Raw genomic sequence first — 14,129 nt, forward strand, 5'->3', positions numbered from 1 at the left:
AATGTTTATCAAAAAAGTTAACTACATTTTCTTAAAAGTTCTCAATACAAGGTATTCCCACAATCTCCAAGGAAGAATCTTCTTCGCAAAGATCATAAATTTTACACCTTTTCCAATCGGATATCGTAAATTCGTACGCTTAGATTCAGTGATTTCTACAATTTTATTAGCAACATCTATCGGATTACCAAATGTATCACTGCCGCTATTAATATGTTTTTGTATTTTATCCATATATTCTTTGTAAGGAGAAGTAGTATCAGATTGGTTTGTAGCTAGTTGTTTACCAACTTCCCATATATTTGTGTTATAAGAACCAGGTTCAATTAAAGCGACATCTATTCCAAAAGGCTTTACTTCTAAACGAAGGGATTCACTCCAGCCTTCTAATGCATATTTTGAAGAAACATAAGGGGATAGGCCAGGGAATCCAACTTGACCACTAATACTGCTTATATTAATGATTTTGCCGCTTTTTTGTTCTCTCATATAAGGTAATACAAGTTGAGTAATTGATATAGCTCCAAAAAGGTTCGTTTCAAATTGTTTACGGTATTCCTCTACTGGAATTTCTTCTACAAAGCCCCCATGTGCATATCCTGCATTATTAATGAGAAGATCTACTCTATTTATTTCTTTTAAAAATAATTGAAAGTTATGTATAGAGTTTTGATTGGTTACATCTAATTGTTGAACTGTTATGTTTTGCTGCAAGTTGAGTTGAGTAGCTTGAGATATTAAATTCACTTGTTTTTCAAGGTTCCTCATTGTAGCGATAACTAAATAATCTTTTTTTACGAGTTCTAGTGTAGTTAATAGTCCAAATCCACTTGAGGCTCCTGTAATAACTGCGATTTTTTTATCCATTTTCCGCCAGCTTTCTTTTTCTTTTATCATAACGAGTTATGATAAGAAAATCTATTATTCTTACATTCGTATTGAGAGCAATACCCGTTAATTCTATATTCTATGAGATTTTTAAAAAAGGGAATTATAAAGACTCAGCGTATATAGAGAAGTGAGTATTAATATGTTAATGAAATGAGGGGAAAAAATGGCCCATGTGAAAGATGTTTTAGCAGATCAATTGTTGGCGAATGCAAACGATCCTAGTTGGTATATTCCATTTTCAGATGCAGTGAAAGATCTACCTGAGAGAGAAGCTTTCTGGAAACCGAATGAAGAGAGTAATAGTATAGCTGAAATTGTACAACATTTATTGTATTGGAACTCAACGTGGCAGACTAGGTACAAAGAATCGAATGTGAATGCCGTGCCCGCTATTGGTGATAATAACAAAAGTTTTATGCTTTCAGATAATCAATCTTTCGATGAGTTAAGAGAAAAACTACTAGAGAAACTGTTACAATGGCAAAAGCTTATAAATGAAGAGAAGGTTGAAAGTGATGTAGTTGGATTTCCTGTTTCTGCAAAGTGGTGGGAAATATTAGCAAATGTAACAACTCATAACGCTTATCATATTGGTCAAATTATTTACATCCGGAAGTTACAGAAGAGTTTTGATAATGAATAAGATTATAATTCTCAAATTAGGTGAACAAAAGTGGACAAAACGAGACAAGTGTCTCATTTTGTCCACTTTTTTATTTTGAAAGAATAGAGAAAACCTATGAAATCAAGGATTAGAATTTGGCACAGTATTTGCAATATAAAAGATGAACAAGAAAATAGGAGGGCTGAACATGTTAAAAACAACTGAAAGTAAAGGGAATGAAATTACGAAAGAACAAGCTAGTTGGATGTATGAAAAAATGTTAGAAATTCGTAAGTTTGAAGATAAGGTACATGAATTATTCGCGCAAGGCGTTCTGCCAGGTTTCGTTCATTTATACGCAGGTGAAGAAGCAGTAGCAGTTGGTGTATGTGCCCACTTAACGGATCGTGACAGTATTACAAGTACGCATAGAGGACATGGACATTGTATCGCAAAAGGCTGTGATTTAAACAGGATGATGGCTGAACTTTTCGGGAAAGTGACTGGGTTATGTAAAGGTAAAGGCGGTTCCATGCATATTGCCGATTTAAATAAAGGAATGCTTGGTGCAAATGGGATTGTAGGCGGAGGTTTTCCACTTGCTTGCGGCTCAGCATTAACAGCTAAATATAAAGGAACGAAAGATGTGAGTGTTTGCTTCTTCGGTGACGGAGCAAATAATGAAGGGACATTTCACGAAGGGGTTAACTTAGCAGCGATTTGGAAGTTACCAGTTATTTTTATCGCCGAAAATAACGGTTACGGTGAAGCAACGACATTTGAATATGCGTCAAGTTGTGATTCCATTGCAGATCGAGCAAAAGCTTACAATATTCCAGGTGTTCAAGTGGATGGAAAAGATTTACTTGCAGTATATAAAGCCGCGGAAGAAGCAGTAGAACGTGCGCGTAATGGTGGTGGTCCAACAATAATTGAATGTATGACATATCGCAATTACGGTCATTTCGAAGGTGAAGCACAAACGTATAAAACTTCAGAAGAAAAAGAAGAACATTTAAATGAAAAAGATGCGATTGTGAATTTCCGTAAGCATTTAATTCATGAAGCGCTATTAACTGAATCTGAACTTGTCGATATGGAAAAGGCAGTAGATGAAGCAGTGCAAAGATCAATTGAATTTAGTGAAAATAGTCCATATCCAGAGGATGAAGAATTATTAAAAGATGTATACGTTTCTTACAAATAAGAGGAGGTTGAAAAATAATGACTAGAACAGTAAGTATGTCAACTGCAATTAATGAAGCGATGAAAATATCAATGCGTCGTGATGAAAATGTAATTTTAATCGGAGAAGATGTTGCAGGCGGTGCACAAGTTGATCACTTGCAAGACGATGAAGCATGGGGCGGTGTGCTTGGTGTTACGAAAGGCCTTGTACAAGAATTTGGTCGAAATCGTATTTTAGATACACCTATTTCAGAAGCGGGTTATATGGGAGCGGCGATGGCAGCTGCTGCAACAGGATTACGTCCGATTGCTGAATTAATGTTTAATGATTTTATCGGTAGTTGTCTTGATCAAGTATTAAACCAAGGCGCAAAGTTCCGCTACATGTTCGGTGGTAAAGCGAAAGTGCCAGTTACAGTACGTACGATGCATGGTGCTGGTTTTAGCGCAGCGGCACAGCATTCACAAAGTTTATATGCGTTATTTACGAGCATTCCAGGTATAAAAGTTGTCGTTCCTTCTACTCCGTATGACGCAAAAGGCTTATTATTAGCAGCAATTGAAGATGACGATCCAGTTATCTTCTTTGAAGATAAAACACTTTACAATATGAAAGGCGAAGTACCAGAAGAATACTATACAATTCCATTAGGGAAAGCAGATGTTAAACGTGAAGGTTCTGATGTAACAATCGTCGCAATTGGAAAACAAGTTCATACAGCACTTGCAGCTGCAGAGCAATTATCGAAAAAAGGACTTGAAGTAGAAGTAATCGATCCACGTTCTTTGTCACCGCTTGATGAAGATACCATTTTAGCATCTGTTGAAAAAACAAATCGCCTAATCGTTATTGACGAAGCAAATCCAAGATGTAGTATCGCAACAGATATTGCGGCAATTGTAGCGGATAAAGGATTCGATATGTTAGATGCACCTATTAAACGGATTACAGCACCACATACACCAGTTCCATTCTCTCCACCACTTGAAAAGTTATATTTACCAACGCCGGAGAAAGTAATTGAAACTGTATCAGAAATGATCGGAGACCAATCTTTATTACATGTGTAATGAAACGACGAGAAGGGAGAGAGAAACATGGCTGTAGAAGTTGTAATGCCAAAGTTAGGTATGGCGATGAAAGAAGGTATCATTACGAGCTGGAATATTAAAGCAGGCGATAACGTATCAAAAGGTGAACTAATTGCTAGCATTAACTCGGAAAAAATCGAAACTGAAATAGAAGCACCGGCTGATGGAACTGTTCTTGATATAGCTGTAAGTGAAGATGAGGGAGTTCCACCGGGTACTGTAATTTGCTATATCGGTAAACCGAACGAAAAAGTAGAAGTCTATGAAAGTACAAATGTTATAGAAGAGAAAACACCGAATCCAGAACCTAAAAATGTACAACATGCAGAACCATATGCGATAGATGTGACGAAGCAAAGAGTCAAAATATCTCCGGTTGCGAAAAAGATTGCAAAAACTGAAAATCTTGATATTAGATCATTAATTGGTACAGGACCTGGTGGAAGAATTATAAAAGTAGATGTATTAAAGGCACTTAAAGAAAGAGTTGCAATTCCAGAAGTACTTGAACAAGAAGAAAGTAAAGTCATTCCTGTGACTGGTATGAGGAAAGCAATCGCAAACCGTATGCATGCTAGCTTACAAAATAGTGCGCAATTAACGTTAACGATGAAAGTAGATGTTACAGATTTAATTGCTTTACATAAAGAAATAGCGGAAGTTGTACAAAAACGATACGATAACAAACTAACCATTACGGATTTCGTTTCTCGTGCTGTTGTATTAGCGCTTGGAGAGCATAAAGAAATGAACAGCGCTTATATAGATGATGCCATTCATCAATTTGAACATGTTCATTTAGGTATGGCAGTCGCATTAGAAAAAGGATTAGTCGTTCCAGCTATTCGCTTTGCTAATAATCTATCTTTAGTAGAGTTATCTAAAGAGATTAAGAATGTGGCACAAAAGGCACGAGCAGGCAGTTTAAGTAGTGATGATATGCAAGGAACAACATTTACAATTAGTAATTTAGGTAGCTTTGGGATTGAATATTTTACGCCAGTATTAAATACACCGGAAACTGGTATTTTAGGTGTAGGTGCAATTGAACATGTACCTGTATATAAAGGAAAGAAAATAAAAAAAGGCAGTATGTTACCTTTAAGTTTAACATTCGATCATCGTGTATTAGATGGTGCACCAGCAGCTGCATTTTTACGCACAATTAAACGTTATTTAGAAGAACCTGTAACAATTCTTTTATAAAGAGAAGGTGAGAGAATGAGTAAATTAGTCGTTATTGGAGGCGGACCTGCTGGCTATGTAGCGGCAATTACCGCGGCTCAAAATGGAAAAGATGTCACTCTTATTGATGAAGCTGATCTTGGCGGGACTTGTTTAAATGTTGGTTGTATGCCTACGAAATCATTGTTAGAAAGTGCAGAAGTGCATGACATTGTGAGAAAAGCAAATCACTATGGAGTTATGCTTAACGAAGGAAGTATTTCAGTTGATTGGAAGCAAATACAGGCGAGGAAATCACAGATCGTAACGCAGCTTGTCCAAGGAATTCAATATTTAATGAAGAAAAATAAAATAAAAGTTATACAAGGTAAAGCGAAATTTGAAACAGATCACCGTGTACGAGTTACACACGGTGATAAAGTAGATGTAGTAGATGGAGACCAGTTCATTATAGCAGCAGGTTCAGAACCGACTGAATTACCTTTTGCTCCATTTGATGGGAAGTGGATTTTAAATAGTAGCCATGCAATGTCCCTAGAAAATATACCGAAATCATTATTAATCGTTGGCGGTGGTGTAATAGGTTGCGAGTTTGCAAGTATTTATAGTCGTCTTGGAACAAAAGTTACGATTGTTGAAATGGCACCGCAATTACTACCTGGTGAAGATGAAGATATCGCACATATTTTAAGAGATAATCTAGAAAATGATGGCGTGGAAATATTTACAGGAGCTGCTTTAAAAGGATTAAATAATTATAAGAAGCAAGCTTCATTTGAATATGAAGGAAGTATCCAAGAAGCCAATCCGGAATATGTTCTCGTTTCTGTCGGCCGAAAACCACGTGTACAAAAATTAGATTTAGAAAAAGCAGGTGTTCAATTTTCAAATAAAGGAATTTCTGTGAATGAACATATGCAAACAAATGTATCACATATTTACGCAGCAGGTGATGTGATTGGTGGAATACAACTTGCTCACGTTGCTTTCCATGAAGGAACGACAGCAGCGTTACATGCGAGTGGAGAAGATGTGAAAGTTAACTATCATGCAGTACCTCGATGTATATACACATCCCCAGAAATCGCAAGTGTTGGTTTAAACGAAAAAGATGCAAGAGAACAATACGGTGATATTCTTATCGGAGAATTTCCTTTTACAGCGAACGGAAAAGCGCTTATTATTGGAGAACAAACGGGTAAAGTAAAAGTTATCGTGGAACCTAAATATCAAGAAATTGTTGGGATTTCTATTATCGGTCCTCGTGCAACCGAACTAATCGGACAAGGAACTGTAATGATTCATACAGAAGTTACCGCTGATATTATGAGAGATTATATTGCAGCGCATCCAACTTTATCTGAAGCGATTCATGAAGCGTTATTACAAGCTGTAGGGCATGCTGTACATGCTTAAATAGAAAATTAATAAACCACTATTCTCTAAATGAATAAGAGAATAGTGGTTTGAATTTTTACAGGGAAAATTGAATATCTTATTATTTTTTTACGTCAATCGCTGAAGTAATATCGTTCCAATCAGCAGCTAAATTAGCAGTTTTACCGTACCAATCAGCATGTTTGAATACAACACCTTTTCCATAGCCTTGTGTTGAAGTATGCTCCCAAAGTGTCGTTGAATAACTTGCTGAAGGCGATGCTGTACTTACAGAAGAAATTCTGTCATTCCAGCTAGAAGGTAAGTTTTTAAAACCGCTGCTCCAGTAAATATATTGGCCACCTTTATCTTTATGTTCATAAAAATCAGTACTACCAGCACCGCTACCTAAAGGATTAATTTTATTTTTAAGTACTTTTTTATCCTTTTCAATATAAGCATCTAATGTTTCGCGGCTAGTAAAACCGTAAGCTAACCAATCTCCATTTTCATTTTGCTCTGGTAATACCATAGTAATTTGGATATCTTTCTTGTCCTGATCACTTAATTTTGTAAGTGAATTAACATTCTGTTCATCCACTTTTAAATAATCAAAAGACTTAATTGTGTTAGCTTTTTCTTCAGCACTTGCTACTCCAAGTCCTCCAGTGAATGCAAATCCCGCTACTAGTGTACCTGCTACTAATTTCTTCAACATATAACCATCCCTTTTTGTTTAGATTTTGTACAGGTGAAACTTTGTACTAGTAAAATGTATTCTAATTATCAATTATTGTAAATATTCTGAAGTTTTAGAAATAAAAGGCGGAATATTTATAGTTTTGCATTTTTTCTTTAGAAAAAATAGTTATTGGAATGATATAATAAATAGATGTATTGCTTTTGTGGGATGTTAAAATGTTTTAGGGGTGGTGCGATTGAAGAATTTCACTGGAGATTGGTATAAAGAAATGCAAATTATAGAATTTGTAAGTTTTATAGAGTCTATAAAAGAATGGTCAGAAATGGATATACAAAGTTTAATAGAGGGAATAAAGGAAAGGAAAACAGATTTATTAAAATTCCTTCCTGAATCCATACACCCATTTATTCATAACACCATAATTAATTCAGAATATCCTTCTAGTGAATTGAAAAAACTTATGAAAGAATGGATAGAGGATTGTGAGAAAAGAAGGGCTCATTTAGATCGATTCTACTTAGAGCAATTCCATTCGATTAAGAAAAAACTCCCAACAAATGTTATTCAGTTACATGATTACTCACTACATGACAGTGTAGTCAAATCAGTAGAGAGAATATCAAAAGATACGCTAATTATTATATTAGATTGCAGTGGTACTTTTAGTGAATTTGATAAACTGGAAGTAACTTTTACAGGCGTAACGAAATGTTCTATTCCGGAAGATTTTGAAGGTGCTTGGTGGTTATGTCATGAAATAGATCTTACTAATGAAGGGTTCGAATTGGGTGTTTTATTTGATTGCCCATTTGAAGAAGTGACAATTTGTGCAGAAGACGTATTGCTTGAGATAGGTAACTAGTAAAATTTATAACTTTACAAAATAAAAAACAGTCTTATAACACTGTTTTTTATTTAGATGCTAAATTATCAAGTTTCCAATAAGTATCTGTTAACGGCGCAGCTTTGCTATCTATGTATAAATACATGGTATTTAAATCTTTTGGAGAAGCTTTCATATTAAATACAATGTCGGTAGTTAAAGAAAACTCAGAAGGAACCTTTTTAGCATTTTCATTTTGTACAACTTCACCTTCGTATTTTTCACCCGTTTTTTCATCTTTTATGAAATATTTTATTTCTGAAAGATCTATCGTTTGTCCGTCAGTACGAGCATTATTTATAGTAACTCGAGCTGTGAGACGCCACTCTTTGTCTATTTTTTCGAATTTAGCATTTTCAACAGTTGCTCTATAGTATTCATTTTTATATATTTCCCCATAGTGCATTGCATCCTTTTCAAGAGCGCTCTTTTCTTGTTTCGGTGCAGTATTCCCATTACATCCTGCCATTAGTCCTGTAAATAATAATGCTGTACAAGTTACTTTAATTATAGATTTCATAATAATTCCTTTCTGTGTTAAAAAGTAAAACATAGGAATAATTTTATATCAATAGGAAGTTAAATGGAAGTATGTTTGTGGAATATGCAAATATACATTTATTTCGTTCTGAAGTTAACGGAATAGAAAGAGGGAAAAAGCTGAATAAAACGGAGTGAATAAGAATTGAAAATATTGTAAAACGGAAGAGACATGCATATAATTAAAATAAAGATTAAATTTCTGAATCTTCAATAATGGTGGTGGGAACATGTTTACTGAAGAGCGTAGAGAGAAAATTTTAGAGTTACTTAAGAAAGATGGAAGGGTAATTGCTAAAGATCTTGCGGAAAGTTTCGATATGTCTATTGATTCGATAAGAAGAGATTTGTCTATTATGGAAAAGGATGGATTATTAAAAAGAACGCACGGAGGTGCAGTTGAACTTGCGCGAGTAAGAAACTTAGCTGCTGAACCATCGAAACGTTATAGTTATCGTTCTATAAATGAAGAAGCGATTGCAAAAGTCGCTGCATCCTACATACAAGAAGGAGATTCCGTTTTTATTGGCGGGGCTTCTATTCATTATGCCATGTTAAAGTATTTACCTGAAACATCGTTTACAGTGATTACGAATGCTTTAGAAATTGCTAGTAAGTTACGGGAGTATAAGAATGTAGATACGTACTTAATTGGTGGAAAGGTGAAACCATCAGGAAATATGACAGATACACTTGCCTCAGAATTGATCAGTAGATTATCTATTGATCTTTATTTCTCTACAGGTGGTGGTATTTCATTGAATGGTATAAGTACTGCAACGCCGGAAGTTGCTTATTTTGGAAAAACAGTAAGTAAAATTGCTAGAAGAAACATTTGTTTAGCTCTTCATAAGAAACTTGGAAGAGACTGCTTTATAAAAGGAGAGTCACTAATAGAAATTGACCTTATAATAACAGATGAAGAAGCTAGTAAAGAAACGATTCAACAATTTGAGAAACAGGGTAAAGAAATTATAATCGCATCAATAGACTGCATTTAAAAGGAGTTTGAAATGATTATAAAAGGACAAGAGTTTCATATAAATGGATTAACTTATACAATTCGTTCTGCAGCTGAAACGGATGCTGAGCAGTTATCGGAAATTAGAGCTCAGATCGATGGCGAAACTGAAAATATGGATAGAGAAGCTGGAGAGGGATTTATAGATAAGATAGGTTTTCAAAAAATAATAAAAACAGATAGTGAAGAGACGAAAAATCTCTTTTTAGTTGCAGAAGTGGACAAGCGAATCGTGGGATTTTCAAGATGTGAAGGATCAAATTTGAAGAGATTAACTCATAAAGTAGAATTTGGTGTTTGTATTTTAAGAGAGTTTTGGGGATATAGAATTGGTAAGAGTCTCTTGCAACAATCTATTCAGTGGGCTGATGAAAATGAAGTGAAAAAGATATCATTACAAGTGTTAGAGACAAATGAAAAAGCTATTCAACTTTATAAAAAATTAGGTTTTGAAGTAGAAGGTATTTTGAAAAATGACAAAAAGCTGTCGGATGGGAAGTATTATAATACGGTTGTAATGGGAAGGTTCATAAAAGAGGTGTAGTGGGATGTTTTACAGAAGAAAGTACTATATAGTAAAAAATGAATTTGTAGAAATATTTAATGAGCATTTTACTAACACAAACTTACCTAACCAGTTAAAGCATGGTTCCAGGCTAATAGGACGCTGGATGAAAGATAATAATGATGGTACAACAGAAATATTCGCCATATGGGAATATGATAGTTATGAACAGTATAAAGAAATTGAATCAAAAATTAGAAGTGACGAGATGCATGTTAACAGAATACATGATTGGTATGAAAAACATGGCGGAAGAGAATATGTTTTACAGAAGTACATATTAGAGTTAAAAAATGAAGAGTTAGTATGTACTGTAAAGTGATAGAGGAGTGAGGGATAGTGGGAATTAAAACAAAATTATATTTTAGTTTAGCATCCACTACTTTATTTGCAATAGCGTTGATAGTTTTCTTTATAAACGGCAATCCACAAAAGTGGTTTTGGTTATGTATTTTCTTTGCGTCTATTATACAAAATATAGTTTTACTAAAAAAGAATAAAGAATCGCATTGATATATTCATATTATTAACATATTTGTGTCGTCTTTCTAGTTTTATTGAAAACACTTTTATACAGTTTTATAATAAAAGTATGTTTTTACAGATCTCCAAAACAATGAATAGGGAGATGATACAATGTTAGCTTCACCGTTTTACTTACATACATGGAAAAAGTTTGTTGATGAAGGAGTCCTTGATTCGAACCGTATGAACGAAAGAATTTCAGAGTCATGGCATCGATGTAAACAAGCGAATGTGAATCCTCATATGAATAAAGGTCAGAAAATTTTGTCTTCTAACATTTTTCAAGATCAAAAGAAAAAGAGTGAAATCTTCCTTGATATAGCAATACCTCAATTACAAAATATGAGGAAAACCATTGATGAACTGCAAATGATGGCATTATTAATTGATCCAGACGGTTACGTTCTATCGCTAAGTGGAAATCAACAAACGTTAAAACGAGCGAAACATATTAACTTCATTGAAGGTGTGAAATGGACGGAAGCAGCTGTTGGTACAAATGCGATAGGAACCGCGTTACAGATTGAAGAGGCTATTATGATAAGTGGTACAGAGCATTATTCTGTCGCATCTCATAGCTGGAGTTGTGCAGCCGCTCCCATTCATAATGATGATGGGAAATTAATTGGTGTTCTAGATTTCTCCTGTCCAATCGAGTTTTCCCATCCGTATATGCTCGGGATGGTAACTTCGATTGCACATGCGATTGAACGTGAATGTAGTATTCGAGTGCATCAAAACGAACTACACTTAATCCATCGTTTTTTAGATGTAATTGACAGTGATGAACAAGTTGTTATATGTAATCATCGTGATGTTATCGTTTCCGCAAGCAAAAAGGTTCGAGAACGTGTTTCTAATTGGTCACGAATGAAACTTGAAGATTTAATGCAACATGGATTGAAGCCTAAATTAGAAGTACCAGTATATAGTAATGATAGAATGATCGGGAAATGTATTTATGTACAGGAGAATAAACAAGGAAATTTATTTTCTACTTCCCCATTTATAAACGGAATTACTTTCCCTGGAGTTATTGGGACAAGCAATGCATTTCAACATACTTTAGAAGAGATTAAGCTTGTATCTCCAACTGATGCTAGTATATATGTTTGTGGTGAAACAGGTGTAGGGAAAGAATATGTAGCGAGAGCGATTCATGAAAATAGTCCAAGAAAAAATGGTCCTTTTATAGCTGTTAACTGCGGTTCGTTGCCGAAAGAATTAATGGAAAGTGAATTATTCGGTTATGCTGAAGGTGCGTTTACAGGTGCGCGACGTCAAGGATTTAAAGGGAAATTCGAACAAGCAGACAGTGGAACAATATTTTTAGATGAAATTGGTGAAGTGCCACCAGAGATGCAAGTCGCATTATTGCGTGTTTTACAAGAACGAACAGTAACCCCAATTGGCAGTTCAAAAGAGGTACCGCTAAATATTCGTATTATTACTGCGACACATAAAGATTTACTGCGATTAGTAGAAGAAGGGAAATTCCGTCAAGATTTATATTATCGTTTACATGTTTATCCACTTTATGTTCCATCGTTAATAGAAAGAAAAGAGGATATTCCGTACTTCATACAAGATTTTTGTAGACGAAAGAATTGGAATGTTGTATTTCCAAAGAGTATTTGTAATCAATTTTCACAACATACATGGCCCGGAAATATTCGAGAATTATTAAATGTATTAGAACGTATTTACATTTTGTCACAAGGACGGGAAATATGCGAAAAACAAATCTCTTTTTTATTACAAACAATGATGGGAAATCAACATCAACTTGAATTGCAAGCAGAAAATAAAACGGAGCATACATTAAATTTTCGTGAAAAAATACAGCGTGATAGTATGATTGAAGCGCTAGAAAAGACGAATGGAAATGTTTCTTTAGCTGCAAAACTGTTAGTTGTACCTCGAAGTACATTTTATAAACGAATGCAAAAATATAAGTTATAAAGTAGATTTTTGTAATCTACTTTTTCTTTATGGGCTCATGTTCTGTCGGAATGTGCGCTTACCGGGGAAATAATAGAATAGTTAGAAATTAATTTCCGGAAGGTGGACTTATGTGAAGTATATTGAAATTGGTATTGGAAATAGGTGGTTCGTTCGAACAGAAATAGAAAATAAAGATGGAACTGAATTTGAGGAACGAGGAATTATAAAACCTATTTATTTTGAGTCTTTATATGCACGAATTTGGTTTTGGAAAACATGTTTTATTTTTGATACGAAAGAAGGGTTTAAGAAAGTAAGAAAAAGTAGAGCTGAGTATAAGTTTATTGTTGGAATTGTGAGTAGGTTAACACAATAGAATCAAATAGGGGGTGTTTTTATAATTAGAATTACCCCATTTATACTCGCTATTATTGTAATGGGCTATTCTATTTACAGTTGGAATGATGATTCGAAGCAAAGTATGCTTATTTTGCAATTATTGTTAGGTTTTATGCTTGCTGGAATGGGGATACAAAATGTTAAGAAGGATGAAAAAGAGAATAAGAATATGGGACTTTTGCTTTTACTTACATCGCTAATTTGTATTATTGTATCGGTAATAAAATATTTAAAATAACCTGGTACTTAATTTGTTGAGTAACAGGTTATTTTTTTGAAGTTTGCTCATTAAAAATTTTAATAGCTGTTTGGTACATCTCTTTATCAATGCAAAATCTTTCTGTTATCCAATAGGCAAGTTCAGAAGAGGCAAGGCTATGTTCGCTTTTCTTACCTTGGAAATATTGCTAAGACATTCCCGTTATTTAAAAAAACACTTTTAGCATCACCATAACCAGATAAAATATTTTTATAGACCATACAATAGCACACCTATATAAATGAGTATTCTATTTATATAGCCCAGTCGTATACATTTCCGTCAATGTATGCACAATTTCTCCTAACTCTAATTCTTTATCATTTTTCACAATTGCCCAAAGAAACATCTCATTCATCGCGAACCAAGCACTAGCTACAATTTCTTTATTTAATTCAGGCTGTGCTAATCCACCTTCTTGAGAGTATGTAATATCCTGCGCAATACTGTTTATAAAGCGTTCCCGTATCTCGTCCCATTTTTGACGTATCTCTTTTGATAATCCTATAGCTTCCTGCACAACTTGCAATATAGCTCGTTCTTTTTCTGCTAGTTGTAGGAATGCTCTAACTTGATTTTGAATCATTTTATGTGCTTCTTCTTTCGTTTGAGGGGAAAAGGAGTGCTCAGCAATATCATAAAATTGATTCATGACATCTTCCATTAAAACGATAAGGAGATCATCTTTGTTTTTAAAGTATACATATGCTGTCCCATAACCAGTTTCTGCATGTTTAATAATTTGTGTAATTGTCGTTTTTTGAAAACCATTATGTATAAAAATAGTATAGCCAGAGTGTAAAAGTTTTTTCTTTGTTTCTAAGGAGCGGTGTTTTCTTGATGAAAGAGTATAGTTTTTCAAAGAATCACCTCTTTATACTGAAATATCTGAAAATATAACTGTATTGTAAAAGAAATTCATATATAAAGTCAACTGACATAATATCATTGAC

The 14,129-nt window shown here is 34.3% G+C and carries 16 protein-coding genes; 12 read left to right on the forward strand and 4 right to left on the reverse strand.

The window, feature by feature from the left end; genetic code table 11:
* Positions 1–21: 21 nt before the first annotated feature.
* Entirely contained in the window at positions 22–867 is an 846-nt protein-coding gene (locus tag QCI46_RS13760) for an oxidoreductase (protein ID WP_353840551.1), read from the reverse strand.
* 187 nt (positions 868–1,054) lie between these two features.
* On the opposite strand from QCI46_RS13760, the gene QCI46_RS13765 reads away from it, so the two are divergent.
* The 5 genes from QCI46_RS13765 (at position 1,055) to lpdA (ending at position 6,376) form a co-directional block, all read left to right on the forward strand.
* Entirely contained in the window at positions 1,055–1,534 is a 480-nt protein-coding gene (locus QCI46_RS13765; RefSeq protein ID WP_353840552.1) for a DinB family protein, read from the forward strand.
* A 169-nt stretch (positions 1,535–1,703) separates the two neighbouring features.
* On the forward strand, positions 1,704–2,702 hold the full coding sequence (acoA, locus tag QCI46_RS13770) for an acetoin:2,6-dichlorophenolindophenol oxidoreductase subunit alpha (RefSeq protein WP_353840553.1): 999 nt from the start codon (positions 1,704–1,706) through the stop codon (positions 2,700–2,702).
* Positions 2,703–2,719: 17 nt separating this feature from the next.
* The gene (gene acoB / locus QCI46_RS13775) at positions 2,720–3,754 is read left to right on the forward strand and encodes an acetoin:2,6-dichlorophenolindophenol oxidoreductase subunit beta (RefSeq protein WP_327961199.1); all 1,035 of its coding nucleotides are present in this window, start codon (positions 2,720–2,722) and stop codon (positions 3,752–3,754) included.
* 27 nt (positions 3,755–3,781) lie between these two features.
* Positions 3,782–4,981 (forward strand): dihydrolipoamide acetyltransferase family protein, encoded by a 1,200-nt coding sequence (locus tag QCI46_RS13780; protein ID WP_353840554.1) that lies wholly within the window; start codon positions 3,782–3,784, stop codon positions 4,979–4,981.
* A gap of 15 nt (positions 4,982–4,996) precedes the next feature.
* Positions 4,997–6,376: a dihydrolipoyl dehydrogenase gene (gene lpdA, locus QCI46_RS13785; protein WP_327961195.1), complete on the forward strand. Its 1,380-nt coding sequence runs from the start codon at positions 4,997–4,999 to the stop codon at positions 6,374–6,376.
* A gap of 82 nt (positions 6,377–6,458) precedes the next feature.
* On the opposite strand, the gene QCI46_RS13790 is transcribed toward lpdA, so the two are convergent.
* A complete protein-coding gene (locus tag QCI46_RS13790) occupies positions 6,459–7,055 on the reverse strand; it encodes a hypothetical protein (protein ID WP_087983884.1) in 597 nt (198 codons plus the stop codon).
* A 220-nt stretch (positions 7,056–7,275) separates the two neighbouring features.
* On the opposite strand from QCI46_RS13790, the gene QCI46_RS13795 reads away from it, so the two are divergent.
* Positions 7,276–7,902: a DUF4085 family protein gene (locus tag QCI46_RS13795; RefSeq protein WP_353840555.1), complete on the forward strand. Its 627-nt coding sequence runs from the start codon at positions 7,276–7,278 to the stop codon at positions 7,900–7,902.
* A 49-nt stretch (positions 7,903–7,951) separates the two neighbouring features.
* Here QCI46_RS13795 and QCI46_RS13800 read toward each other — a convergent pair whose 3' ends face one another.
* Entirely contained in the window at positions 7,952–8,443 is a 492-nt protein-coding gene (locus QCI46_RS13800) for a hypothetical protein (RefSeq protein ID WP_098089922.1), read from the reverse strand.
* A gap of 250 nt (positions 8,444–8,693) precedes the next feature.
* On the opposite strand from QCI46_RS13800, the gene QCI46_RS13805 reads away from it, so the two are divergent.
* The 6 genes from QCI46_RS13805 (at position 8,694) to QCI46_RS13830 (ending at position 13,155) form a co-directional block, all read left to right on the forward strand.
* Positions 8,694–9,464: a DeoR/GlpR family DNA-binding transcription regulator gene (locus QCI46_RS13805; protein WP_327961470.1), complete on the forward strand. Its 771-nt coding sequence runs from the start codon at positions 8,694–8,696 to the stop codon at positions 9,462–9,464.
* 12 nt (positions 9,465–9,476) lie between these two features.
* Positions 9,477–10,028, forward strand: coding sequence for a GNAT family N-acetyltransferase (locus QCI46_RS13810; protein WP_353840556.1), 552 nt, complete (start codon positions 9,477–9,479; stop codon positions 10,026–10,028).
* 4 nt (positions 10,029–10,032) lie between these two features.
* Positions 10,033–10,371 carry an NIPSNAP family protein gene (locus tag QCI46_RS13815; protein WP_353840557.1) on the forward strand — a complete coding sequence of 113 codons (339 nt, stop codon included), beginning with the start codon at positions 10,033–10,035 and terminating at the stop codon, positions 10,369–10,371.
* Between the two features lie 314 nt (positions 10,372–10,685).
* Positions 10,686–12,536 carry a sigma-54-dependent Fis family transcriptional regulator gene (locus tag QCI46_RS13820; RefSeq protein ID WP_353840558.1) on the forward strand — a complete coding sequence of 617 codons (1,851 nt, stop codon included), beginning with the start codon at positions 10,686–10,688 and terminating at the stop codon, positions 12,534–12,536.
* A gap of 112 nt (positions 12,537–12,648) precedes the next feature.
* Positions 12,649–12,894: a DUF3977 family protein gene (locus tag QCI46_RS13825; protein ID WP_353840559.1), complete on the forward strand. Its 246-nt coding sequence runs from the start codon at positions 12,649–12,651 to the stop codon at positions 12,892–12,894.
* Positions 12,895–12,915: 21 nt separating this feature from the next.
* Entirely contained in the window at positions 12,916–13,155 is a 240-nt protein-coding gene (locus QCI46_RS13830; protein WP_353841873.1) for a DUF3953 domain-containing protein, read from the forward strand.
* A gap of 271 nt (positions 13,156–13,426) precedes the next feature.
* Here QCI46_RS13830 and QCI46_RS13835 read toward each other — a convergent pair whose 3' ends face one another.
* Complete coding sequence (locus QCI46_RS13835) at positions 13,427–14,038, reverse strand: TetR/AcrR family transcriptional regulator (RefSeq protein WP_353840560.1); 612 nt, start codon at positions 14,036–14,038, stop codon at positions 13,427–13,429.
* Positions 14,039–14,129: the final 91 nt, after the last annotated feature.

This window comes from Bacillus cereus group sp. RP32 (genome assembly GCF_040459735.1).
GTDB classification, from domain to species: Bacteria; Bacillota; Bacilli; order Bacillales; family Bacillaceae_G; genus Bacillus_A; species Bacillus_A wiedmannii.

Bases quoted from the DNA above. Each gene is read 5' to 3' on its own strand.
- QCI46_RS13790 (WP_087983884.1), bottom strand. From the start codon at position 7,055: ATGTTGAAGAAATTAGTAGCAGGTACACTAGTAGCGGGATTTGCATTC.
- QCI46_RS13780 (WP_353840554.1), top strand. From the start codon at position 3,782: ATGGCTGTAGAAGTTGTAATGCCAAAGTTAGGTATGGCGATGAAAGAA.
- acoA (WP_353840553.1), top strand. From the start codon at position 1,704: ATGTTAAAAACAACTGAAAGTAAAGGGAATGAAATTACGAAAGAACAA.
- QCI46_RS13800 (WP_098089922.1), bottom strand. From the start codon at position 8,443: ATGAAATCTATAATTAAAGTAACTTGTACAGCATTATTATTTACAGGA.
- QCI46_RS13760 (WP_353840551.1), bottom strand. From the start codon at position 867: ATGGATAAAAAAATCGCAGTTATTACAGGAGCCTCAAGTGGATTTGGA.
- QCI46_RS13805 (WP_327961470.1), top strand. From the start codon at position 8,694: ATGTTTACTGAAGAGCGTAGAGAGAAAATTTTAGAGTTACTTAAGAAA.
- QCI46_RS13810 (WP_353840556.1), top strand. From the start codon at position 9,477: ATGATTATAAAAGGACAAGAGTTTCATATAAATGGATTAACTTATACA.
- QCI46_RS13765 (WP_353840552.1), top strand. From the start codon at position 1,055: ATGGCCCATGTGAAAGATGTTTTAGCAGATCAATTGTTGGCGAATGCA.
- QCI46_RS13815 (WP_353840557.1), top strand. From the start codon at position 10,033: ATGTTTTACAGAAGAAAGTACTATATAGTAAAAAATGAATTTGTAGAA.
- acoB (WP_327961199.1), top strand. From the start codon at position 2,720: ATGACTAGAACAGTAAGTATGTCAACTGCAATTAATGAAGCGATGAAA.
- QCI46_RS13820 (WP_353840558.1), top strand. From the start codon at position 10,686: ATGTTAGCTTCACCGTTTTACTTACATACATGGAAAAAGTTTGTTGAT.
- lpdA (WP_327961195.1), top strand. From the start codon at position 4,997: ATGAGTAAATTAGTCGTTATTGGAGGCGGACCTGCTGGCTATGTAGCG.